Annotated in this window: 22 protein-coding genes; 11 read left to right on the top strand and 11 right to left on the bottom strand. The window is 68.5% G+C overall.

What is annotated here, in order from left to right:
- Positions 1-44: 44 nt before the first annotated feature.
- Positions 45-1,823 (bottom strand): aspartate--tRNA ligase, encoded by a 1,779-nt coding sequence (aspS, locus tag F8178_RS12645; RefSeq protein ID WP_317494957.1) that lies wholly within the window; start codon positions 1,821-1,823, stop codon positions 45-47.
- A gap of 215 nt (positions 1,824-2,038) precedes the next feature.
- Positions 2,039-2,563 (bottom strand): DUF309 domain-containing protein, encoded by a 525-nt coding sequence (locus tag F8178_RS12640; protein ID WP_317494956.1) that lies wholly within the window; start codon positions 2,561-2,563, stop codon positions 2,039-2,041.
- A gap of 137 nt (positions 2,564-2,700) precedes the next feature.
- Here F8178_RS12640 and F8178_RS12635 point away from each other — a divergent pair, with 137 nt between their 5' ends.
- From F8178_RS12635 to F8178_RS12625, 3 genes are all read left to right on the top strand, one after another.
- Entirely contained in the window at positions 2,701-3,885 is a 1,185-nt protein-coding gene (locus F8178_RS12635; RefSeq protein ID WP_317494955.1) for a phosphotransferase, read from the top strand.
- 149 nt (positions 3,886-4,034) lie between these two features.
- Entirely contained in the window at positions 4,035-5,729 is a 1,695-nt protein-coding gene (locus F8178_RS12630) for a hypothetical protein (protein WP_317494954.1), read from the top strand.
- Between the two features lie 98 nt (positions 5,730-5,827).
- A complete protein-coding gene (locus F8178_RS12625; RefSeq protein WP_317494953.1) occupies positions 5,828-6,928 on the top strand; it encodes an alanine--glyoxylate aminotransferase family protein in 1,101 nt (366 codons plus the stop codon).
- A 275-nt stretch (positions 6,929-7,203) separates the two neighbouring features.
- On the opposite strand, the gene F8178_RS12620 is transcribed toward F8178_RS12625, so the two are convergent.
- Positions 7,204-7,806 (bottom strand): TIGR03086 family metal-binding protein, encoded by a 603-nt coding sequence (locus F8178_RS12620; protein ID WP_317494952.1) that lies wholly within the window; start codon positions 7,804-7,806, stop codon positions 7,204-7,206.
- A gap of 202 nt (positions 7,807-8,008) precedes the next feature.
- Between F8178_RS12620 and F8178_RS12615 the strand changes: the two genes are divergently transcribed.
- The 8 genes from F8178_RS12615 to F8178_RS12580 all read left to right on the top strand — a co-directional run bounded on the left by F8178_RS12615 (position 8,009) and on the right by F8178_RS12580 (position 17,045).
- Positions 8,009-9,376: a replication-associated recombination protein A gene (locus F8178_RS12615; protein ID WP_317494951.1), complete on the top strand. Its 1,368-nt coding sequence runs from the start codon at positions 8,009-8,011 to the stop codon at positions 9,374-9,376.
- 134 nt (positions 9,377-9,510) lie between these two features.
- Positions 9,511-9,915, top strand: coding sequence for a DUF948 domain-containing protein (locus F8178_RS12610; protein ID WP_317494950.1), 405 nt, complete (start codon positions 9,511-9,513; stop codon positions 9,913-9,915).
- The gene (locus F8178_RS12605) at positions 9,912-10,247 is read left to right on the top strand and encodes a hypothetical protein (RefSeq protein ID WP_317494949.1); all 336 of its coding nucleotides are present in this window, start codon (positions 9,912-9,914) and stop codon (positions 10,245-10,247) included. Before F8178_RS12610 ends, F8178_RS12605 begins: the two co-directional genes overlap by 4 nt.
- 130 nt (positions 10,248-10,377) lie before the next feature.
- Positions 10,378-13,044, top strand: a complete 2,667-nt coding sequence (gene alaS / locus F8178_RS12600) for an alanine--tRNA ligase (RefSeq protein ID WP_317494948.1) — start codon at positions 10,378-10,380, stop codon at positions 13,042-13,044.
- 48 nt (positions 13,045-13,092) lie between these two features.
- Positions 13,093-13,611, top strand: coding sequence for a Holliday junction resolvase RuvX (gene ruvX, locus F8178_RS12595; RefSeq protein WP_317494947.1), 519 nt, complete (start codon positions 13,093-13,095; stop codon positions 13,609-13,611).
- A gap of 234 nt (positions 13,612-13,845) precedes the next feature.
- Complete coding sequence (mltG, locus tag F8178_RS12590; protein WP_317494946.1) at positions 13,846-15,153, top strand: endolytic transglycosylase MltG; 1,308 nt, start codon at positions 13,846-13,848, stop codon at positions 15,151-15,153.
- Positions 15,128-16,027, top strand: coding sequence for a shikimate dehydrogenase (locus F8178_RS12585; protein WP_317494945.1), 900 nt, complete (start codon positions 15,128-15,130; stop codon positions 16,025-16,027). Before mltG ends, F8178_RS12585 begins: the two co-directional genes overlap by 26 nt.
- Positions 16,028-16,076: 49 nt before the next feature.
- Positions 16,077-17,045: a D-2-hydroxyacid dehydrogenase family protein gene (locus F8178_RS12580; protein ID WP_317494944.1), complete on the top strand. Its 969-nt coding sequence runs from the start codon at positions 16,077-16,079 to the stop codon at positions 17,043-17,045.
- 70 nt (positions 17,046-17,115) lie between these two features.
- Here F8178_RS12580 and F8178_RS12575 read toward each other — a convergent pair whose 3' ends face one another.
- From F8178_RS12575 to F8178_RS12540, 8 genes are all read right to left on the bottom strand, one after another.
- Positions 17,116-17,382, bottom strand: coding sequence for a DUF1876 domain-containing protein (locus tag F8178_RS12575; RefSeq protein ID WP_317494943.1), 267 nt, complete (start codon positions 17,380-17,382; stop codon positions 17,116-17,118).
- Positions 17,383-17,539: 157 nt separating this feature from the next.
- A complete protein-coding gene (locus tag F8178_RS12570; RefSeq protein ID WP_317494942.1) occupies positions 17,540-18,283 on the bottom strand; it encodes a hypothetical protein in 744 nt (247 codons plus the stop codon).
- A 19-nt stretch (positions 18,284-18,302) separates the two neighbouring features.
- The gene (locus F8178_RS12565; protein WP_317494941.1) at positions 18,303-18,797 is read right to left on the bottom strand and encodes a hypothetical protein; all 495 of its coding nucleotides are present in this window, start codon (positions 18,795-18,797) and stop codon (positions 18,303-18,305) included.
- A 10-nt stretch (positions 18,798-18,807) separates the two neighbouring features.
- Entirely contained in the window at positions 18,808-19,257 is a 450-nt protein-coding gene (locus F8178_RS12560) for a hypothetical protein (RefSeq protein ID WP_317494940.1), read from the bottom strand.
- A gap of 46 nt (positions 19,258-19,303) precedes the next feature.
- Positions 19,304-20,161 carry a hypothetical protein gene (locus F8178_RS12555; protein ID WP_317494939.1) on the bottom strand — a complete coding sequence of 286 codons (858 nt, stop codon included), beginning with the start codon at positions 20,159-20,161 and terminating at the stop codon, positions 19,304-19,306.
- A complete protein-coding gene (locus F8178_RS12550; protein WP_317494938.1) occupies positions 20,151-20,492 on the bottom strand; it encodes a hypothetical protein in 342 nt (113 codons plus the stop codon). The genes F8178_RS12555 and F8178_RS12550 overlap by 11 nt, the downstream gene beginning before the upstream one ends.
- Positions 20,493-20,626: 134 nt before the next feature.
- Complete coding sequence (locus F8178_RS12545; RefSeq protein WP_317494937.1) at positions 20,627-21,439, bottom strand: serine hydrolase domain-containing protein; 813 nt, start codon at positions 21,437-21,439, stop codon at positions 20,627-20,629.
- A 108-nt stretch (positions 21,440-21,547) separates the two neighbouring features.
- Positions 21,548-22,423, bottom strand: a complete 876-nt coding sequence (locus tag F8178_RS12540; RefSeq protein ID WP_317494936.1) for an NAD(P)-binding domain-containing protein — start codon at positions 22,421-22,423, stop codon at positions 21,548-21,550.
- Positions 22,424-22,469: the final 46 nt, after the last annotated feature.

The raw sequence follows: 22,469 nt of genomic DNA, 5'->3' as shown, positions 1-22,469 counted from the left end.
CGTCACCGACGGCGACAACGACTTCGCCCGTTCGCCCGTTCGGCCTAATCGGTCCCGCGTGGCGGTGGCTTCGGGGCCTGTCGCAAGCGCAGATTGAGCTCCTTCAGGCGGTCCTCGTCCACCGGCGACGGCGCTCCCATCATCACGTCCTGTGCGTTCTGGTTCAGCGGAAAGGCGATGGTCTCGCGGATGTTGGGTTCGTCGGCCAGCAGCATCACGATGCGATCGAGGCCAGGGGCGACACCGGCGTGCGGAGGAGCGCCGTAGTGGAAGGCGCGCACCATTCCGCCGAACTGTGTATCCACCTGCTCCTTGGTGTATCCGGCGATCTCGAAGGCCTCGTACATAACTTCCGGGCTGTGGTTCCGCACGGCCCCCGACGACAGCTCGATGCCGTTGCACACGATGTCGTATTGCCAGGCCAGGATGTCCAGGGGGTGCTGGGTACGCAGGGCTTCGAGCCCACCCTGGGGCATGGAGAACGGGTTGTGACTGAACTGGATGGAGCCATCGTCTGCTTCCTCGTACATGGGGAAGTCGACGATCCAGCAGAAGCGGTACACGTTGTGTTCGAACTGGCCGGTTCGTTTGGCGGCCTCGACCCGCACTTCGCTCATGTACTTGGCGACCTCGGCTTCGTGGCCAGCGCCGAAGAACACGGCTGTGCCGGGCTCGCCCTTCACATCGGAGACGAGTCTGCGTGTGTCGTCTTCGGTCAGGAACTTGGCGATCGGACCGGTGAGCTTCCCGTCGTCCCCGATGCGCACCCATGCTAAACCTTGCGCACCGAGCTCCTGGGCGAACTCCTGCATCTGGTCGAAGAACGATCGGGGCTGGTCGCCGCAGCCGGGTACGGGCAGGGCCCGGACGTGCTTGTCTGCGAACGCCTGAAACTGGCTACCGGCGAAGATGTGCGAGACATCCACGAGTTCCAGCTTGGAGCGCAGGTCGGGCTTATCGGTACCGTAGCGCGTCAGCGCGTCGCGATAGCCGATCCGAGGGAAGGGCGACGTCGTGTCCCTGTCGGGTGCGAACTCGCGGAACAGCTCGGTGAACACCTCTTCGATGACCTCGAAAACGTCCTCCTGGTCGGCGAAGCTCATCTCGACGTCGAGCTGGTAGAACTCGCCGGGGGAGCGGTCCGCCCTGCTGTCCTCGTCCCGGAAGCAGGGCGCGATCTGGAAGTAGCGGTCGAAGCCCGCGACCATCATCAACTGCTTGAACTGCTGCGGCGCCTGTGGCAGGGCGTAGAAGTTGCCCGGATGGAGGCGAGACGGGACGAGGTAGTCGCGGGCACCTTCCGGGCTGGTCGCGGACAGGATCGGCGTCTGCATGTCGAGGAATCCGTGCGCGGTCATCTTATCGCGCAGGCTCTTGATGATCTCCGAACGCAGCTTGATATTGCGATGCATCCGCTCGCGCCGCAGGTCGAGGAACCGGTACTTGAGTCGCTTGTCCTCGGAGACCGGGTCTTCCGGGTAGACGCTGAACGGGAGCTGGTCGCAGGATCCGAGCACCTCGAAGCCGGTGACCTCGACCTCGACGTCACCGGTTCCGAGTTCCGGGTTGACGTTCTCGTCGAGCCTGCGCAGCACGCGTCCGTCGACACGGATCACCGATTCCCTGGCCACGTGTTCGAGCGGTTCGTAAGCGGGGGAGTCGGGCCGGGCGACGAGCTGGACGATGCCGCTGTGGTCCCGCAAGTCGACGAAGAGAACCCCGCCGAGGTCGCGACGATTATGCACCCAGCCTGACAGTCGCACGGTGGTGTCGACGTCGGAGCTGCGGAGCTGGCCGCAGGTGTGAGACCGGTAGCGATGCATCAATCCGTCCTGTGCGTCAGTAGTGCCGATACGTGCGGGATTCCCGTCACACTCACGATGACGTGGCTGGTTGTACCCTATCGCGCTCGCTGCGCCAGCGGTGATGGCGCTCGGCGTACCCGACTGTCACAGGTCTGGCCGTGGTGTGGCTCACCGTGCTCGGTTATGTCCACAGCGTAGTCGCCGGTATGGCAGGCCCTCCCGCCGCCAGTTGGCTAGCGCGCCTGCTGTCGGCCGCGCAGCCGGGGTGCGCGCTCGGCGGCCGAGGACACCGTGTGCCCGGCGTCGAGCTCGCCCGCGAGCTGGCCTGCCCACGCCAGTAGCCCGCTGATGTCCATGCCGTGTGGTGTGCCCTCCGCGTGCGGCTGGATGTGCTCCCTGCCGCGCCGCAGCAGCCGCGCGCCACCGACGGCGTTGCCGCGCGCGGCGTGGGTGAGCCCCACCGCCAGCTGCGCCAAGCCCTTCCACAGCAGCGGATCCGGCTCCAGCTCCGACTTCCACGCGTCCTCGAACACCTCGTGCGCGTGGAACGGCATGCCGTCGTCCAGCAGCCGCTGCGCCTCGGAGACCGCCTGCTCCGGCGTGCGGTCGACGCCCTCCGGCTGGCGCTCGACCCCGGCGGCGCCGTGCGGGAGCGGCCTGCCGAGACCGTCGCGGGGTCGTGCGTTGCGCGCCCGGCCCTCCTCGTCGCGATCCCGCTCGCGGCCGGGCTGGCTGCCCGCCGACGCCGGTGTGGACATCGCCTGGCACCTCCGCGCGCTCCCGTATCACTGGCTGACACTGGCTGATACTGGCTGACAACGTCACGATATCGCTCTGGTCCACCGGCCGACGGTTGCTGGTCCCCGGAACACGATCGCTAGTAGGCTGCCTTGCGATGAGCGTGCACACCTCCTCGGCCGGCGACGAGCATGCCGGCAACGGAGCCGCAACCGATGTACTGGGGACAGTCCTCGCCGCGGGCGAATCGGTACTGGCTCAACGTTTCGGTGCCGCGATCTCGCTGACTGACCCGGAGGACCTGCACGGCAGCGGGCATGCCGTGGTGATCAGGGTGAAGGTCGCGTCGTCGCCGTTCGAACTGCCGCGCACGCTGGTGATCAAGCATTACCCGCGCGACCGCGCCGAGCAGCCTGATCCGTTCGCCATCGAGGCCGCCAGCTACCAGCTGTTCACCGCGCTGTCGGCGGAGGACCGGGTGTGCCCCGAGCTCATCGCGCACGACGGTGAGTTGCGGGTGCTGGTCATGGAGGACCTGGGCACCGCACCCACGCTGGAGAACAAGCTGGACTACCCGGATGCGCGCACGGCGGAGCGGATGCTGCTGTCGTGGGCTCGCACGCTGGGGCGCATGCACGCCACTACCGCGGGGCGCGAACCGGACTTCAACGCGCTGCTCCGCAGGCTCGGAGCCGAGACCGACCACCGGCGCGACGATCTGCCGATCACCTGCGACCGCCTCGTCCGGCTGCTGGAGACCGAGCTGGGAATCGACACCCCGCAGGATGCGGTCGACCGGCTGCGGCAGGCCGCCGACCGGGTGGCCTCGCCGGAGTACAGGGCGTTCTCGCCAACCGACCTGTCACCAGAGAACAACCTGGTCACCGACAACGGGGTCCGGTTCCTGGATTTCGAGCACGGCTGCATGCGCAACGCGCTCATCGACGTGGCACACTTGCGCGCGCCGTTCGCTTTCTGGGACGAGGCGCTGGCACTGCCGCCCGGTATGAGCGAGGCGATGATCGCCGCCTGGCACGCGGAGGTCACCAGCGTGTGGCCCGCCCTGGACGATCACGGCACGCTGTCCGCCGGGTTACTGGACAGCCAGCTGGTGTGTGTCTGGTCACAGACCGCGCGGGTGTTGCCCGACCTGCTCGCCGACCCGGTCTCCGCCGGGTTGCGACGCCCCGCCGCCGTGCGGTGGTGCTGGCTGGAACTGGCCAAGCAGGCCAGGCAGCTACGCATGAGCGTGATCGGTGATCACGCCGAGACGGTGGCCGTCGCGCTGGAGGACCGGTTCGGTCCAGGGCTCGAACTCAGCCTGTACCCCGCGTTCCACTGATCGGCTATTTCCGACGTTCCGGACTACTCCGGACAGAGTAGCCACACCGCCTGTCGTGTAACACTATCCCCCATGCTGGGTAATACACGCATACAAGCAATTGCACCGAGCGTGGTCTCACGCTCTGTCCGAACGTGAGGATTGGCTGTATGCGTCGTTGGAAAAGGCTGCTCGCGGGCAGCGCCGCACTGCTGCTGGGGGCAGCGGTGTTGCCGGCCGGGGGGACCGCAGTCGCCGAGCAGGACCTGCCGCAACCTGTGACCGCGGGAGCGCTGCCCGCACCGCAGACGGACGGCATCATCTTCGACGTCACCATCGTCGGCGACACGGTGTACGCGGGGGGACGGTTCGACAAGGCCCGACCCCACGGTGCCGCTCCGGGCGAGGACGAGGTGCCGCGCCGGAACCTGCTGGCCTTCGACCTACACACCGGCGAGCTGCTCGACTGGGCCCCCGAGGCGTACGGGACCGAGTTCAGTTCCAGCGACTCGGGGCTGAGCTCCTGGTGCCGGGACACCGGTTGGAACCGGTGGATCTGCGACTCGGTGTTCCGCATCGAGGCCGACCCCACGGGCGAGCGGCTGTACGTGGCAGGCGACTTCGACCGGATGGACGGTCAGTGGCGTTCCAGGGTGGCCGCGTTCGAGCTCGATTCCGGTGACCTGACCTCGTTCTCGCCGCCGCCGGTCAACCGCAGAGTAAGGGCGCTCTCGGTGACCGAAGACGCCGTCTACTTCGGCGGAGGCTTCACCTCCGTGGGCGGTCAGGACCGATCGCGGCTGGCCGCGGTTGGCCACGACGGGAGCCTGCTCGACTGGGCACCGTCGGCCGACAAGGAAGTCTGGACGGTGCTGGCCCGGCCCGACCTCGACAGGGTGCTCATCGGCGGTGGCTTCGACCGCGTGAACGGCGCCATCCGTAGGAGCATGACGGCGGTGGACGCCTCGAACGGCGACAACGTGTCGTGGGACGCGCAACCCCCAGCGGGTACACCGATCGTCACCGACATCGTCTCCGACGGCTCAGACACGGCGTGGATCAGCGCGCTGGACTTCCGTCACGGTGGTGGTTCGCAGCGGTTCGAAGGTCGCATGGCCGTGGACATCGTCAGCGGCGCCGACCACTGGTGGGACGGCTGCTGGGGCGACACCATGCGGATGGCCGTCACCGACGAGGTGCTCTACAGCGTGACCCACGCGCACGACTGCTGGGCTGTGGAGGCGATACCGGAGCGCGGCGCCGACTTCCGCTTCTTCCGGATGATGGCCCAGACCAAGGACGCGGTGCGCGAGGCGCCGCGCGACTACACCCACGTGAGCGCGGGCGATCCCATCCCCGAGGTGCTGCCGTGGTTCCCGAACACCAACTCCGGGCCGCCCGGCACGATCATCAACAACGGCACCTGGGCGATCGACGCCAACGAGGATTACGTGATCGTCGGCGGTGACTTCACCGCGGTCAACACCCACTCGCGGGATAGCCAGCCGCAGCAGTCGCTAACCCGGTTCGCCGCCCGTCACGTCGAAGGATCGCGCAACAACGGGCCGCAGTGGCCGTTCCGTGCGCCCCAGCTGGAGCGGGTCGACGAGGGTGTGAAGATCACGTGGCCTGCCATCTGGAACGCGCAGAACGGCACGATGCGCTACGAGGTGATCCGCGCCGGGAGCCCGGAACCGGTCCACGTGACCGACCCGGTGCCCTCGCGACCCTGGTACGGCCCTGAGCCGTGGGAGCGCGAGGAGCTGAGCGTGGTCGACACCGAGAACGACTCCGGGACGTACTACATCCGTGCGGTCGATCCCGACGGGGAACGTGTGGGTTCGACCTCGGCGACCATCGACTAGCGCGACCGGGCCGTGCCCGGTACCGGTTGGGGACGGAAATCACACCGAGCGGCGGTGGGGGCGCGGCGGCACCCCCACCGCCCAGTACGGTCAGTGCCATGTTGGTTGATCGTCTGCTGCTCGGCCCCGGACCGTCGAACCCGTACCCCGAGGCGACCGAGGGTCTGTCCCGGCCGGTACTCGGGCACCTCGACCCGGCATTCCTCTCCCTGCTCGACGAGACCAACGAGCGGTTGCGCGCGGTGTGGGGGACGCGGAACGCGCGCACGCTTCCGCTGTCCGGCACGGGCTCGATCGGCATGGAAGCCGCCTTCGCCAACGCGGTCCGGCCGGGTGACACGGTCGTGATCGCGGTCAACGGCCTGTTCGGCGAGCGCATGGTCGATGTCGCGGGCCGATACGGTGCCGAGGTCGTGCGGGTCGATCACGATTGGGGGGCACCGATCGACCCGCAGCGGGTGCTCGACGCGCACCCCCGGCCCAGCCTGGTCGGGGCAGTGCATGCGGAGACCTCCACCGGTGTACGCAGCGAAATCGGCACGCTGGCCACGGCCGTTCACGAGCGTGACCCCGATGCCCTCGTGTTGGCCGATTGCGTCACCTCCCTCGCGGGCATCCCGGTCGAGGTGGACGAGTGGGGTGTCGACCTCGCCTACGCGGGCACCCAGAAGTGCCTCGGCGTGGCTCCGGGGCTGGCTCCTTTCACCGTGTCCGAGCGGGCGTGGCAGCGCCGGGTGGCGCAGCCACCGACCTGGTACCTCGATCTCGGGTTGATCGGCAACTACGTCTCGGGCACCGAGGCAGGGGGACGGGCCTACCACCACACCGCGCCGACCGCGATGATCGCTTCGCTGCACGCTGGGCTTGGCCGGATCCTCGACGAAGGGCTCGGCGAGGTTTACGCCCGGCATGCCTCCGCCGGGCAGCGGCTGGCCGACGGGCTGCGGGCCATGGGGCTCGAACTGTTCGCCGCCGAGGGGCACCGGCTGCCCGAGCTCACCACCGTGTGGGTGCCCGACGGGGTGGATTCCGGGAAGGTCCGTACCCAGCTCCTCGAGGAGTACGGTATCGAGATCGGCGCAGGCGTCGGCGAGTACGCCTCGCGGATCTGGCGGATCGGCCTGATGGGCCACAACGCCCGCCCCGACCGTGCCGAGTTGGTGCTGTCCGCGCTGTCCACGGTCCTGGGCCGCCGCTGACTCGCCCCACTCGTGTCCGGCCCCCTGACACCCCGTGTTGGGCGTGTGGGCACACATTGCCGGGTGTACAGACACACCGTCGACAGGTCGTCGAACGGGTCGGTCGCGATACCGAATAAGCCGCCGTCGACCCGCCCGTCGCCGCGTACCCAGCGCGTGTCGATGACGTTCCGGTAGCAACCCGCGAAGAACCGGAAGCCGTGCTTGTCCGGCGATGTGCCCGACGCGAGGACCGGCCGGTCAGGGCGTCGCGTGCGACGGACAGCGACGCCATCTCAGTGCCGACTGCGCGCCTGCCAGGCCGGATCGCGCCCGGTGAGGCCGATGACGCGATCGAGAAGGGGGGCGCTGTCGGGTACGGGCATGGCGGGACCGAACAACCCGTCGGTGGCCGCCTCGTCCCGCGTCGCCGCCATCTCGGTGACGAAGGGCAGCGTGGCCCGCAGCATCTCCGGGTCGCAGTCGTACGCCTGCCCGCTCGCTCTGGCGATGTCCCAGCCGTGCACGACCAGCTCGTTCAGCGCTACCGCGCCGGCCGCCTCACCGGGCAGGTCGATGCCGCCCACCTGGGTCATGCCCTCCCACGCCGCGGGTATCCGCCAGGCTGCCGCGAGTGCGGCTAGCTCCCGCGGCACGCGGGTACGCCAGTCCGGCCCGAGGTGGGCGGCGTCCGGGTCGGGCGGTTGTGCCGTCAGCGGGCCCAGGTCCTTGGTAGCGGCCGCGGCGAACGCCACGGACAGCGAGCCGATGTGGTCGACGAGGTCACCGAGCGTGTACTGCTCGCAGGGTGTGGGGTCGCCGAGCTGGTCGTCGCGGATGGCGCCGACCAGCTCGGCCATGCGGTCGGCAGGGGGGGTCAGGTCGATCGTCGGTGGCATGCGGGGACCTCCTCCGGGCACGGTGGCGGCAGCCGCTACGAAGAATGGCTGTCGCGATGGAGACCGGACCACGCTCGGAAAGTCATCGCAGCGCTGTCATCGTGGCCGGCGGGCGTGCTGCCGGGCTGTGGTGTTCGAGCGCTCGTCTCGGGGTGCCGCAGCGCCGGACTCGGGGTCGGTGGGGCGCGGTAGCGTGGGCGGTGTGCAGGACGAGCTGTTCACGGTGAACCCGGATGCCGCCGGTGACGCCGAGCACGCGGCGCGCGACCGCGATGCCGGGGCGGTGGATCCCCACGCGCCGCTGGCGGTGCGCATGCGGCCCCGGACGCTGGACGAGGTGGTCGGGCAGGACGAGTTGCTCGCCGAGGGCGCGCCGCTGCGCAGGCTCGTGGAGGGCGCCGCGCCCGCCTCGGTGCTGCTGTTCGGACCGCCCGGCACCGGCAAGACCACCATCGCCTACCTCATGGCGGGCGCTACGGGCAGGCGGTTCGTGGCGCTGTCGGCACTGTCCTCCGGCGTCAAGGAGGTGCGCGGGGTCATCGACGCCGCGAGGCGCCGCCGTTCCCACGCCGCCGAAGACACCGTGCTGTTCATCGACGAGGTGCACCGGTTCTCCAAGACCCAGCAGGACGCGCTGCTCGGCGCCGTCGAGGACCGCACCGTGCTGCTGGTGGCGGCGACCACCGAGAACCCCTCCTTCTCCGTGGTCTCGCCGCTGCTGTCGCGGTCGCTGGTGCTCCAGTTGCGGCCGCTGGACGACAGCGACGTGCGCGGGCTGGTCGATCGCGCGCTGGCCGAGCAGCGTGGGCTGGCAGGCGAGTTCGAACTCACCGAGGAGGCCGCCGATCACATCGTGCGGCTGGCAGCAGGCGACGCGCGCCGGGCGCTGACGGCGCTGGAGGCCGCCGCGGAGGGAGCCCGGTCCGGCGGCTCGGCCACCATCGACCTGGCGATCGTGGAAGCTTGCGTGGACAAGGCCGCGGTGCGCTACGACCGGGACGGTGACCAGCACTACGATGTCATCAGCGCGTTCATCAAGTCCATAAGGGGCTCGGACGTGGACGCCGCGCTGCACTACCTGGCCCGGATGATCGAGGGCGGCGAGGATCCCCGGTTCATCGCCCGGCGGCTGGTAGTGCACGCCAGCGAGGACATCGGCCTGGCCGATCCCACCGCGCTGCAGTCGGCGGTGGCGGCGACACAGGCGGTGCAGTTCATCGGGATGCCCGAAGGGCGGCTGTCCCTGGCACAAGCCACCATCCACCTGGCGACGGCGCCGAAATCCAACGCGGTGATCAGCGCGATCGACAGCGCGCTCGCCGACGTGCGTGCGGGCAAGGTCGGCCCCGTACCACCGCACCTGCGGGACGGGCACTACGCAGGCGCCTCCCGGCTCGGGCACGCCATGGGCTACACCTACCCGCATGCTGTGCCGGAGGGGGTGGTGCCGCAGCAGTACCCACCCGATGAGCTCGTTGGTGCGGATTACTACGAACCGGTGAGCCGCGGCGCCGAACGGGGCATCGCCGAACGCCTGCCCCGGCTGCGGCGCACCGTTCGGGGCGAATAGCGGCCGGTCATCGCAACGCTGTCCCGACCGGCCGAGGTGTGGGGTCGGCGGTGGCCCGCGGGCGAGAAGCGGTAGCCTGACCCCCATCCACGCATGCCGCCCTATTGCCGCACCACCGTCATCGAGGAGGGGCCGTGTCGCCGGAACAGATCGCAGTGCTTGTCGCCGCAGGCGCATTCGTGCTGCTCGTCGTTCTGCTGGCGATACCGCTGATCAAGCTGGGTCGTACGCTCGACGAGGCCACGGTCGCGATCCGGAAGGCCCACGAGAATTCGGACCCGCTGTTGCACGGTGCCAACGACACCATCACCCACGTCAACACCCAGCTGGAACGGGTGGACGGCGTGACGGCGAACGTCCAGCAGGTATCCAGCAATGCCACGGCGCTATCCTCGGTGTTCACGGCTACGCTGGGGAGCCCGCTGGTGAAGGTGGCGGCGTTGTCGTACGGCATCACCAAGGCGATCCGGGCGCGCCGTGCCCGGCGTGGTGAGCAGGGCAAGCACGCCAGGGTCCGGAGGAAGGGGTCGACGCGATGAGGCGCCTGTTCTGGTTCGGCGTGGGATTCGCCGCCGGGTTCGCGGTGTGCCGGAAAGCCAACGAGGCCGCTCGCGAGGCCACGCCCGCAGGGTTAGCCTCGAACGTAGGCGAGGCCGTACGGGAGCTGGCTGGCGCGGTAGGCGCCTTCGGGGCCGACGTCCGCGCCGGGATGAGTGAGCGCGAGGTGGAGCTGAGCGAGTTCATCGAGCACACCTCCGGGCAGGTACCGCGTTCGGCCGTCGAACCGGGCCGCGGTGGTCGCCACGTTCCCCGCGACGACGCGGGTGCGCGGCCGAGCCAGTACCGGCGAGCGCGCCCGGCGAGGGACTAGCACGGGCGCACGGCGCGCGTGCTCCCTCGCCGCCCCACACGGCCCGCAGGCGGGGCCACGGACACGACCCGGTCGCAGGCCGGGTGCATCGGCCAGGCCCCGGTACCCGAACCGACCACAGGACGCAGACGTGCAGACACACGAGATTCGCGAACGATTCCTCCGACACTTCGAAGCCAACGGCCATACCAGGGTGCCGAGCGCTTCGCTGATCCTCGACGATCCGAACCTGTTGTTCGTGAATGCGGGGATGGTGCAGTTCAAGCCGTACTTCCTCGGTGAGGTGCCGCCGCCGTACCCGCGCGCGACCAGCGTGCAGAAGTGCGTGCGCACCGGCGACATCGACGAGGTCGGCAAGACCACCCGGCACAATACGTTCTTCCAGATGGCGGGCAACTTCTCGTTCGGTGACTACTTCAAGGAAGGCGCCATCGCGCAGGCGTGGGATCTGGTCACCAAGCCGCAGTCGGAAGGCGGTTACGGGTTCGATCCCAAGCGCATCTGGACCACTGTCTACAACGACGATGCCGAATCGGCGCGGTTGTGGCAGAGCGTTGCCGGGCTGCCACCCGAGCGTATCCAGTACCGCGACGCCACGGACAACTACTGGGACATGGGGGTCGCAGGCCCCGGCGGTCCGTGCTCGGAGATTTACTACGACCGCGGTCCCGAGTACGGCCGAGAGGGTGGTCCGGTCGTCGACGAGGACCGCTACCTCGAGATCTGGAACCTGGTGTTCATGCAGGACATCCGGGGGGACGGCAGCCCGAAGGACGGCTATCCGGTGCTCGGCGAGCTGCCGAGCAAGAACATCGACACCGGTCTCGGGGTCGAACGGGTGGCCTTTCTGCTGCAGGGTGTCGACAACGTCTACGAGACCGATCTGGTACGGCCGGTCATCGACAAGGCAGAGGAGCTCTCCGGTCGCACCTACGGCGAGAATCACGCCGATGACGTGCGGTTCCGGGTGATCGCCGACCACGCTCGGTCCGGTGTGATGCTGATCGGCGACGGCGTGACGCCCGGCAACGAGGCACGGGGATACGTATTGCGGCGCCTGCTGCGCCGCATCGTGCGGTCGGTGCGGTTGCTGGGTGTGCACGAGGCGGTGCTGCCCGAGTTCGCCGCGGTGGTGCGCGATGCGATGTCGCCGTCCTACCCGGAGATCGCCCGCGATTTCGAACGCATCAGCGACGTGATGCGCATCGAGGAGGAGACGTTCCTCGCCACACTGAGCAGCGGCTCGAAGATCTTCGACGCGGCCGCCGAGCGGACCAAGCGGGCGGGTAGCGCGGTGTTGCCCGGAGACAAGGCGTTCCAACTGCACGACACCTATGGCTTCCCGATCGACCTCACCCTCGAGATGGCCGCCGAGCAGGGGCTAAAGGTCGACGAGGACGGGTTCCGCACGCTGATGGAGGAGCAGCGCCAGCGCGCCAAGGCCGATGCCGCGGCGCGTAAGAGCGGGCACGGTGACCTGTCCGAGTACCGTTCGCTGCTCGATACGCACGGCGAGACCGAGTTCCTCGGCTACACGGACCTGGAGGCGGGCTGCCGGGTGATCGGCCTGCTCTCCGGTGGCGCCTCGGTGCCACGGCTCGGCGAGGGCGAACGCGGAGAGCTGGTGCTGGACCGGACCCCGTTCTACGCCGAGAGTGGTGGGCAGATCGCCGACACCGGCACGCTGTACGGGTCGGGGACGCAGGTGCGCGTGCACGACGTGCAGAAGATCGTGCCCGGGTTGTCGGTGCACCGCGTTGAGGTGGTGGCAGGCGAGGTCGGTCTGGACGACAAGCTCACCGGATCGGTCGACAGCGACAGGAGGTTGTCCATCGCCCGGTCGCACTCGGCGACGCACCTGGTACACGCGGCGGTGCGCGGGGCATACGGGCAGCGGGCCGCGCAGGCCGGTTCGCTGAACTCTCCCGGCCGTATGCGGTTCGACTTCACCTCGCCCGGCGCTGTCTCGGCCGACGTGCTGACCGAGGTCGAGGAAGAAGTCAACGAGTACCTGTTGCAGGACACTCCGGTGGAAAGCTACGTCACCTCGAAGGACAAGGCTTTCGAACTGGGCGCCATCGCGCTGTTCGGCGAGAAGTACGGCAACCAGGTGCGGGTGATCGACATGGGTGAGTACTCCCGCGAGCTCTGTGGCGGCACACACGTCGATCGCATCGGCCAGCTCGGTCTGGTCAAGCTCGTCAGCGACAGCTCGATCGGCTCCGGTGTCCACCGCATCGAGGCGCTGGTCGGCACGGACGCGCTGCGGCACGTCCGTAAGGAACAGCTCCTGGTGTCGGAACTGGCGAACACGTTCAAGGTGCCCACCGATCAGCTTCCCGACCGCATCTCGGATGTGCTCGGCAGGCTCCGTGATGCCGAGAAGGAGATCGAGCGGCTGCGCACCGAGCGGATCCTGGCGTCGGCGGGGACGCTGGCGGCTGGTGCCGAGGATGTCGACGGGGTCGCGGTGGTCGCCGAGAAGGTCACAGAGGACATCGATGCGCAGGCGGCGCGCTCGCTCGCCTCGGAGGTGCGTAACCGGCTGGGCTCACGCCCCAGCGTGGTCGCGCTGTTCCTACCCGATGGGCAGAAAGTGAGCTTCGTGATCGGTACCAACGCTGCGGCGCGCGACAAGGGACTGGCTGCGGGGGAGCTGGTTCGTTCCGTGTCGGAAGCGGTCGACGGTCGCGGCGGCGGCAAGGCCGATATGGCCCAGGGCGGCGGTACGAACCCGGCTGGCATCGACGAGGCCATCGGCATGCTGCGGCGGGCGGTCCGTGACGGGGTGGCCTGACGCACGACGTAGCGGCCCGCGACCAACAACCGACGAGGATGGGCAGGCGTGAACGAACAGCCCGACAGGCCGGGTGAGGATGATCCGGGGCCCGGCAGGCGGCTGGGGGTGGACGTGGGCTCGGTGCGGGTCGGTGTCGCGCTGAGCGATCCGAGCCCGTTGCTGGCTACCCCGCTGGACACGCTCCGCCGGGACACCGCGCAACACACCGACCTCGCGCGGCTGGCCGAGCTGGTGGCCGAGCACGGTGTGGTCGAGGTCGTCGTCGGCCTGCCGCGCACCCTCGCCGGGCGGCACGGTTCCGCGGCAGCCGACGCCGTGACCTACGCCGGATTGCTGGCCGAGCGGACCGGCGGGATCCCGGTTCGACTGGCCGATGAACGGCTGAGCACCGTCAGCGCTTCCCGGATGCTCTCGGGAAGGGGAATGAACACCCGGAAGCAGCGTGCCGTCGTGGACAAGGCCGCGGCCGTGGAGATCCTGCAGGGCTGGCTCGACGCACGGGCCAACCGTGTCCGGAGTGCGGAGTCGACAGGTGAACAGGGGGAGGCCAGCACCGAGCGATAAGCTGGGACACAAGCTGGCCGTGTACGGTTCATGTTCGGCCGGTGCCATGGTGCTCTCGCGGAAGCGAGCACCCGGCGGCCTCGACCGCCCTTCCCTTCCAGGTACGGTGTCTGGCCTCGATGGCCAGTGCGAGAGAACGGAGTATCTGCGATCGAGCGGCGTGGACGAACCGGACATCGACCCGACGGCCATCGTGCTCCCGGCCCCGGCTCGGGCGGGTCGCCCGGTGGACGCGTGACAGGGCCGGGCGGCGCGCGCGACCGCAACCCGCCCCGGCGCGGCGGGGAACTGCCCAGCGTGGAGGGCAGCGCCTCGGGGAACCTCGCGGGGCTGTTCGACGACATGGACGGGGACGGGCCCGCGGACCGCGACGATCACATGGATGACCGGGTCCACAGGGGTTCGGGCCGTGGTCGCTGCCGCGCTGGGCGGAGAGCGCTGGGATGGCTGCTGATCCTGGTGCTGATCGGGCTGCTTGCCGCTGGGGTGTGGTATGGCACCCGGGAGCTGCTCGGGTTGAACTACGCGGACTACGCCGGTCCCGGTGAGGACGATGTGATCGTCGAGGTCGCCGAAGGGGATTCGGTGGCGGCGATCGCCGCCACCTTGGAGGAGGCCGACGTGGTGGCCAGCAGCAGGGCGTTCGTGTCGGCGGGTGGAGACACCGAGGCCGTGCGCAGCATCCGGCCGGGTTACTACGTGATGCAGACCCGCATGTCGGGTGCCGACGCGGTCGAGGCCATCACCGCCGAGGACGCGCGCGTGGGCGACCTGCAGATCCGTGGCGGAACGAAGCTCGACGACGTCACCCAACCGGACGAGACGGTGACCCACGGGGTGTACTCACTCCTCTCACACGCTTCGTGCGTCGAGCTGAACGGTGACAGCACCTGCGTCGATCCCGACGAGCTGCGCGCGGTAGCGGCCGAGGCCGACCTCACCGAACTGGGCGTGCCGGAGTGGCTGGCGGAGCCCGCTTCCGAAGCGGAACCGGAACGCAGGCTGGAGGGGTTGGTGATGCCCGGGGTGTACAGCGTCAAACCCGGGTGGGACGCGGAACGGTTGCTGTCCGAGGTGCTCACGGTCTCGGCGAGCAAGCTCGAAGCCTCCGAGCTGGTCAACAGCGAGGAGATCACTGGCTATGAGCCGTACGAGGTGCTCACCATCGCCTCGCTCATCGAGCACGAGGCGGTGGAAAACGACTTCGGACGCGTCTCCCGCGTGATCTACAACCGGCTCGCCGATGACATGCGCCTGGAGATGGACTCGACGATCAACTACGTGCTCGAGCGTCCCGAGGTGCGCACCAACGAGGAGGATCGCGCCCGGCCCGGCCCGTACAACACCTACCGCAATACGGGGTTGCCACCGACGCCGATCTCGGCGCCGAGCATGGAGGCACTGCAGGCCGCGATACACCCGGCAGAGGGTTCGTGGATGTTCTTCGTCAAGTGTGAGGACAACGGCCTGTCGTGCTTCGCGGACAGCTACGACGAGCACAGGGAGAATGTTCGGGATGCGCAAGCCCGAGGGGTCTACTGACCCGGCAGGCGGCGGTGCCCGCAAGGCGGGTGTGCTTGGCAAACCCATCGAGCACTCGCTGTCCCCGGTACTGCACGAGGCGGCCTACCGGGCGCTGGCTCTCGAGGGGTGGAGCTACCAGCGCATCGAGGCAGATGCCGAGGAACTGCCCGCCATTGTCGGCGCATTCGGACCGGAATGGGTCGGGCTGTCGGTCACCATGCCGGGCAAGCGTGCGGCGTTGGAGCTCGCCGACGAGATCACCGACCGTGCTACTGCCGTCGGTGCGGCCAATACGCTGGTCCGCATGGCCGACCGGCCCGACGGCAAGCTACGGTGGCTCGCTGATTGCACCGATGTGGACGGTGTGATCGGTGCGCTGAGCACGATCGGCGACGGCGGAACGCTGTCCGGCACCGGTGTGGTGCTCGGGGCAGGGGGGACCGCGGCCGCCGCCGTGGTGGCCCTCGCCGATCTCGGGGTGACACGCGTGCGCCTGGTGGTGCGGGAACCGGCCCGCGCGCAGGAGACACTGGCGGCTGCCCGCAGTGCGGGGCTGGACGCCGAGGCGTTCGGGCTGGCCGATGCCGACCTGGATGGCCTGGCCGAGGCGGCGTCGGTGCTGGTGAGCACGGTCCCGCCGGAGGCGACCGCGCCGCATGCTCCGGCGCTCGCGCGGGCAGGCCGAGTGCTCGATGTCATCTACGACCCGTGGCCGACGCCGCTGGCTGAGGCGGTTCACGCCAGGGGAGGCCGGATCGCCACCGGCTTGGACATGCTGCTGCACCAGGCCTTCGGCCAGGTGGAACACTTCACCGGCCGTGCCGCCCCACGCGTGGCGATGCGGGATGCGCTGCGGGAGGCCACCGGGAACGTCGTGCCGCTGCCGCTATGAGCCTCGCCGGGGAGTGCCTGATCGGCCGGTGGGCGATAGCGTGACGATCATGCGGATCGCGATTCTCGACGACTACCAAAACGTCGCACTCGACTTCGCCGACTGGAACTCGCTGGATGCCGAGATCACGGTCTTCACCGATCCGTTCGGCGGCAGGCAGGAGGCCGTCGAGGCGCTGCGTGGGTTCGACGTGGTGGTCGCTATGCGGGAGCGCACCGCGTTTCCCGCAGAAGTGCTGCACGCGCTTCCGGAGCTGCGGTTGCTGGTGAGCACCGGTCAGCGCAACGCGGCGATCGATCTCGACGCGGCTAGCGCGGCGGGCATCGTGGTCAGTGGAACCGGCTACCTGCCGCACCCCACCGCCGAGGCAACATGGGCGTTGATCCTGGCTGCCGCGCGGCGCCTGCCCGCCGAGGAACGCTCGGTGCGTGACGGTGGCTGGCAGGTTCCGCTCACCGGAGAGGTCGGCACCGCGTTGCGCGGTAAGACGTTGGGTGTGCTCGGGCTGGGCAGGCTCGGTGCGCAGGTGTCCGCGATCGGGGCCGCGTTCGGCATGGAGCTGATCGCGTGGAGCCGGAACCTGACCGCCGAGCGCGCGGCCGAGCACGGCGCGACGGCTGTGCCCTTCGACGAGCTCCTGACATCGGCCGATGTCGTGACGATCCACTTGGTGCTCAGCGAACGCACGAGGGGGCTGCTCGGTGCGCGGGAGCTGGGGCTGATGAAGCAGGGGGCGCTCCTGGTCAACACCTCCCGCGGACCGATCGTCGACGAGGACGCGTTGCTGGCTGCGGTGCACCGTGGCGGCATCCGGGCCGCGCTGGATGTCTACGATACCGAGCCGTTGCCGGTGGATCACCCGTTGCGGTCCGCGCCGAACACCGTGCTCACTCCCCACATCGGCTACGTCAGCGACGATGTCTACCGGGTGTTCTACACCGATGCCGTCGCCGATATCGCCGCGTTCGCCGCGGGTGAGCCGATCCGCGTCATGAACGAGCCCGCAGGCCACCAGTGAGCGCGCGAGGACAGGCGCGTGGGCGGCGGTAGGGTCATGTGCCCACGCGATCCGGGTCGAGTGGCCGTCGTCAGTGTGTCAGGTGGGCCGGTTGATGGGTGACGCGCTCGATGTCCTCGGCCGTCACGTCCAGCAGCCGGTGGGCCAGGTCGGACAGTGCGCGTGATGTCGCGAGCTCGTCGCCGATCTCGGGAACGTTGCGGTCCTCGGGGTTCAACCTGGCCAGCCCGACACCGGTCATGTCGGTGCCTCGGTCGCTCTGCAACTTGGCTTTGGCGCGGGTGCGATCGTCGAACTCGTCGATGGTGATCTCGACGTTCCAGTGCTTCTCGTGCATGACCCTCTCCTCACCTCCGCTGCCTGCTGCGCGCAGGGGCATGGTGGTACCGGTGGTGATTCCACTGTCCTCCGCGCCGCGGTGCGAGGCCAGAGCCGTAACGTGTGCTGTACCGATACAGTGACGAGTCCCCGCCGGAGCATTGGGACCGAGCCGGTCAGCTGGCGACGCCGGTCGGTACGTGATCGGCGAGCTCGTGGAGATACCGAGCGCGCTTCTTCGCATCGGTCGGGTTGATCCTGCCCTCGCGCCAGGTGACCATCTCGTTGCCGTGGATGCGTACCGGGCTCTCGCGGGAGAGTGAGGATCGGAGCAGCCAGGAGCACGCGTCTGGCGTGAACATGCGCCGCGCGAACTCGGGATCCGCGGTGGCGATTTCGAACTCGGCGTCGAACTCCTCGGTGCCGATCTGCTGGCCGGTCAGGTCGACATCCTTGCTGGACAGGCCGAACCGGGATCGAATGGTGCGACCGAGAAACCCGCGCCTGGCGATGTCGAGGTCGGGCACGGCAACGGGCAGCTCGACCAGCACGACCTGATACCGACGGAGCGTCAGGCGCCTGCGATAGTCCCTGTCGCTGTCGGAACTCAGGCGCCGCAGGCCCCGCACGCCGCGTCGTGGCCGGTACTCGCGTCGCACGAGCACGAGCTCGAACGCGGTGAACGGCCGGTTGCCGCGCGTGCCGTGCAGCACGTGTCGAGCACGGCGCCACCACGCGGATTCGAACGGGTCGCCGGGAAACCGGCCGGAGTACCGACGGTCGGACGCGTGATAGGACCAGTCGAGCTCGGCCGCCTTGCGTTTCACGGTCTCGCTTCGCTGGCGGTCGGTATACCACAGGTAGCCGAGGACAGCGACGAGCAGTACGGGACCGGCGATGTACCAGAACCAGTCAGGCATGATATCGGCTCCGAAAAATCTAGGACGCTCCGTCGAGTATCGTTCCGGCGACCGTGTCGGCGAGCTCGCACGCGGACATGCCGCTGTTGTCGGACACCGGTGTCACGATGACGCCGAACTGCTGCTCGCCGTTGTCGGAGGTGAGGTTCACGTCGACCCCGCACCCTTCCGCCATCGGCCCGTCCAGCTCCAGGCGTATCGCTTCGATGTCGCGGATCTCGACGGTCTCCTCGGTGTGCATGGCAGAGAGGTCCTCGCCCCGGACGACATTGGCGCCGTCGTAGGTCTCGACCGATCGGTAGTCGCACTGGGTGGCGTCCGTGGACTCCACGTCGATCTGTGACGCGTCCAGGATGTCAGCGAACTCCGCTTCGGTGATGAGATCGCACGCTTGTTCGCCAGGTAGCGCAATGTCGTGCCCGGCCTCACCGTTGCCACACCCGGCGAGCAGTATCGCCAGCCCCGCGAACACTACCCACCTATGCGGGGATGGTCGGTGTGCCGAAACGTTCATCGTGTGCTCCTCACGGTTTCCTTCCGATGCTGAAGTTCGCGAAGTAGTCGTCATCGTCCTCGTCGTGATCGTCCGTCGGTGGTCGCGATCCTGCGGGCGTCGTGGCCGCACCGGCCTCCTCGGCAAGCGGCGCGGGCTGGGGCAACGCCTGGAACGCGGCACGCACATCCGAGTCGTTCGTCGCCGCCCCGGTGAGCACGTCCGACCAGCTCAGCTCCCCGGCCTCGATACGGCGGATCACCACGTCCCACTGCGGTGCGTATCCAGGCCCGGTGACGTACTCTTTGAACCGTTCGATCTCCTCGGCCGTGGGGGGCGTGTCGTTCCGCGCCTCCTTCGCGAGTAACTCGTCGGCCTTCCGGAGATCGGTCGCCGCGGCGTCGGCTGTTGCGTCAAGCCTGCGACGTGCGGCGTCCATCGCATCGAGGTAGTCGCTGGGTCGTGGTCGCTGCCCTGACACCTGAATTACCACCTGCCCGTTGCGCGTCCGGCGCGTCGCGCCGTGGTCACCGCACCTCGTCGGCGACCATATCGTCCAGTTCCTCGAGATCCTCGTCGAGCTTGTCTGCAGTCCGTTCGGCCTTGTCCCGCTGATTCTCCATCTCCGATAGCCCGCTGGTCAGCGAGTCGGCAAGATAGATCATGTCATGGGTGTGATCCACATCGGGGATCGAGGAGATCGCGTCGATGACGTCTTCGAAGGCGTCGAAGTAGTCCTGCATCGCCTCGACGAGCTCCTCGATCCGCCGGTGGATGGTCATGACCTGGTCGACAAGCTCGATGATCTCCTGGACATCGGAGACGTACGGGAAATCGCGGAAGCCGCTGGCAACCCAGTCGATGGCGGCGACGACCTGACCGACTTTCGGTACGACCTTGGCGGCGAGGCGGAGGAGCCGCTTGATGATGCGGTTGATCAGCTCGATGGCCCGCTCGCCAAGGGCGATCGACCAGTCGCCGAGCTGTTCGAACCCTTTGCCCATGGCCTCGGACAGTTTCCCGGCAATGTAGAGCCCGATTGTCCAATGGTTCTCGATATGCTGCTGGTAAGCGTCGGCGGCGTCGCCATACGTCCAGTGCTGGGACAGCAACGTGTGGGTATTGTCGGCGAGGTTCTGCGAGAAGCTCTCGAACTGCCCCGACACGTGCTCCCACGCCTTGCCGTTCTCCTTGATCCGGTTGAAATCTCCGGTGATCGGCGTGACCAGCGTGTCGTAGAGGCCGCGACCGTCGCTGCTGATGAACTGCTGCCAGAGGTGTTCGACGACATCCGTGGCATAGCTGCCGTCGAGCTCGCCGAGGAGATCCTTGGTTTCCCCCGAGGGTTCGAACATCTCGATCTCGGCGGTATCGCTAAACGACAAACTGGTCACCCCCCAGCGGGCCTTGGTGCTGCTCGAGCCGCTCCTCGGCTTCGGCTTCGGCAAGCCCGTAGTCCTCGGCCGCTGCCATGACTCCCTGCGCCGTGCCATTGAGCTTCTCGGTGGCCATCTCGAACAATGGCTCGACGACGCTGTCCTGCAACGCTGTACACGCCTCGCCCAGGGGCGTCAGCAGCCCGGTGAATCCGTCCGGGTTGCAGCCTTCGTACTGCGCGACGAGCCGGATGCGCCGGAACCCGTGGATGCTGAGATGACGGACGTAATCCGCGTAGTCACGCAACTGTAACGGATCGACCTCGTGGCCATCCCCCATAGCGATGATCCCACCCAGTTGTTGTCTCAGTGAACGGTGACCACACCACGCGCACGCGTGGTGAACTGGAGTAGCGCTACGTTAACGTGCCCTCCGCGGCACGGCAACACGTTTCCCCGCATTGCGACGTGGGCTCAGCGCAACTCGGCCAGCACCGCGTCGGTCAGCGTGGGCCAGGCCTCGATGGCCCACGGGCCGAAATCCCGGTCGGTGAGTACGACGCAGGCGGCTCGCGCCTCGGGATCGACCCACACGAAGGTGCCGGACTGCCCGAAGTGCCCGAAGGTGCGGGGTGAGCTGGTGGTTCCGGTCCAGTGCGGGTCCTTGCGGTCGCGGATCTCGAAGCCGAGTCCCCAGTCGTTCGGTTTCTGGTGGCCGAACCCGGGAAGCACGCCGTTGAGATCGGGATGGACCACGGTGGTGGCCTCAGCCAGGGTCGTGGGCGCGACCAGCCGGGGCATCTGCAGCTCGGCGGCGAACTTCGCGAGGTCGTCGACCGTGGACACGCCAGCCGCCCCTGGCGATCCCTCCAGCGTGGTCGCGGTCAGCGCCAGCGGTTCGAGCAGCGCCTCCCGCAGGTAGTCGGTGAACTTGATGCCGGAGCGCTCAGTCAGGGTGTCGGCGAGCTGCTCGAAGCCGGCGCTTGAGTAGATCCTGCGGCTGCGCGGGGCCGCCTGGACCTTGTGCTGGTCGAATGCCAGTCCCGAGGTGTGCGCCAGGAGGTCGCGCACGGTGGCTCCGGGGGGACCCGCCGGGGTATCGAGCTCGAATACGCCTTCCTCCACGGCGATCAGGGCGGCGTACGCGGTGAGCAGCTTGGTCACCGAGGCGATCGGGTAACGCCGCCCGGTGTCCCCGTGCCGAGCCACGACGGTGCCGTCGCTGGTGATCACGGCCGCCGCGGCGGTGTCCACCGGCCATTGGTCGATGAGGCTGAGACTCCGCATAGGCGCTACGGTACGCATTGCCGGTACCGGCGCGAGGTGTGCCCCACGGATGGTCGGCCGTTGCCCGCGGCGGCGCCGCGCCACCCGTGGGGCCGCCGCGGGCAACGGCTACCGGACAGCGAGGTGGTCGTAGACCTTGGACCACCCGAGGTGGCCGTCGCCTGCCGCGACGGTTCGGGCGGCCAGGTCACGCATGGACGCCGCGAGGCTGGTGTCCAACCCCGCACCCTGCCCGGTCTCGACGATGTGCTCCAACGCCGCGTGTTCCATCTCGACGCGGTCCTGCTCCCCCGAGTAGGCCCCGGCGTCGATGTCGCCTGCGATCGCGTCGAGCGTGTCCGGCAGTATCGACAGCATCCCGAGCGCGTAGGGCAGGAAGCTGCGTGCCGACACCTCGCCCGCGCGCCGTGCCATCGCGGCCGCGTGTACGAAGCTGGTCATGCCCGCGAAGAAAACCTCGAGCATGCCCACGTCGAACAGCGGAGCGAGGCCGTGGTCGTCGCCGAGGAAGTCGGCGTTGCCCGCGAGAGCCCGCAGTGTTTCGTGGTGTTGCCGGAAGGCGGATTCGTCGCCGGAGTAGAGGATCACGGCCTCGTCGGTGCCGATCAGCGGCACCGGCACCATGATCGCCGCGGTGACGTAGCGTTCGATACCGCGCTGTGCCGCCCACCGGGCGGTGTCCCGTGCCTGAGTCGGGGTCGCCGACGTGAAGTTCACCACCGGCACCGCCGTAGGAGTGTCGTGCAGCACCTCCCGGACGGCCTCGTGATCTCGCAGGCACACAAGCACCAGTTCCGATGCGTCGACCGCATCGCGCACCGTCGGCGCGATTACGGCTCCGTCGTCCTGCAGCCGCTCAGCCGCTGCGGCGCTGCGGTTCCAGACGGTGACCTTCGCGCCGGATGCCAGCAACGTGCGAGCCAGTGCCGAACCCATCGGGCCGAGTCCGATCACGGTGGTCGAGGGAATGTTGTGTCGTGTCATGCCTACAGATTCGTCAGAAGCGACATGCTGCACAAGTACGCACTAA

The organism is Haloechinothrix sp. LS1_15 (assembly GCF_033042135.1).
In the GTDB taxonomy this organism is placed as follows: domain Bacteria; phylum Actinomycetota; class Actinomycetes; order Mycobacteriales; family Pseudonocardiaceae; genus Haloechinothrix.
This window is presented reverse-complemented; position numbering and strand designations above follow the sequence as displayed.

Coding starts and splice junctions, on each gene's coding strand:
- F8178_RS12545 (WP_317494937.1), bottom strand. CDS start 21,439: ATGCGGAGTCTCAGCCTCATCGACCAATGGCCGGTGGACACCGCCGCG.
- F8178_RS12575 (WP_317494943.1), bottom strand. CDS start 17,382: ATGCACGAGAAGCACTGGAACGTCGAGATCACCATCGACGAGTTCGAC.
- F8178_RS12550 (WP_317494938.1), bottom strand. CDS start 20,492: ATGGGGGATGGCCACGAGGTCGATCCGTTACAGTTGCGTGACTACGCG.
- F8178_RS12585 (WP_317494945.1), top strand. CDS start 15,128: ATGCGCAAGCCCGAGGGGTCTACTGACCCGGCAGGCGGCGGTGCCCGC.
- F8178_RS12605 (WP_317494949.1), top strand. CDS start 9,912: ATGAGGCGCCTGTTCTGGTTCGGCGTGGGATTCGCCGCCGGGTTCGCG.
- aspS (WP_317494957.1), bottom strand. CDS start 1,823: ATGCATCGCTACCGGTCTCACACCTGCGGCCAGCTCCGCAGCTCCGAC.
- F8178_RS12620 (WP_317494952.1), bottom strand. CDS start 7,806: ATGCCACCGACGATCGACCTGACCCCCCCTGCCGACCGCATGGCCGAG.
- F8178_RS12540 (WP_317494936.1), bottom strand. CDS start 22,423: ATGACACGACACAACATTCCCTCGACCACCGTGATCGGACTCGGCCCG.
- F8178_RS12635 (WP_317494955.1), top strand. CDS start 2,701: ATGAGCGTGCACACCTCCTCGGCCGGCGACGAGCATGCCGGCAACGGA.
- F8178_RS12570 (WP_317494942.1), bottom strand. CDS start 18,283: ATGCCTGACTGGTTCTGGTACATCGCCGGTCCCGTACTGCTCGTCGCT.
- F8178_RS12580 (WP_317494944.1), top strand. CDS start 16,077: ATGCGGATCGCGATTCTCGACGACTACCAAAACGTCGCACTCGACTTC.
- F8178_RS12565 (WP_317494941.1), bottom strand. CDS start 18,797: ATGAACGTTTCGGCACACCGACCATCCCCGCATAGGTGGGTAGTGTTC.
- F8178_RS12625 (WP_317494953.1), top strand. CDS start 5,828: ATGTTGGTTGATCGTCTGCTGCTCGGCCCCGGACCGTCGAACCCGTAC.
- F8178_RS12640 (WP_317494956.1), bottom strand. CDS start 2,563: ATGTCCACACCGGCGTCGGCGGGCAGCCAGCCCGGCCGCGAGCGGGAT.
- F8178_RS12630 (WP_317494954.1), top strand. CDS start 4,035: ATGCGTCGTTGGAAAAGGCTGCTCGCGGGCAGCGCCGCACTGCTGCTG.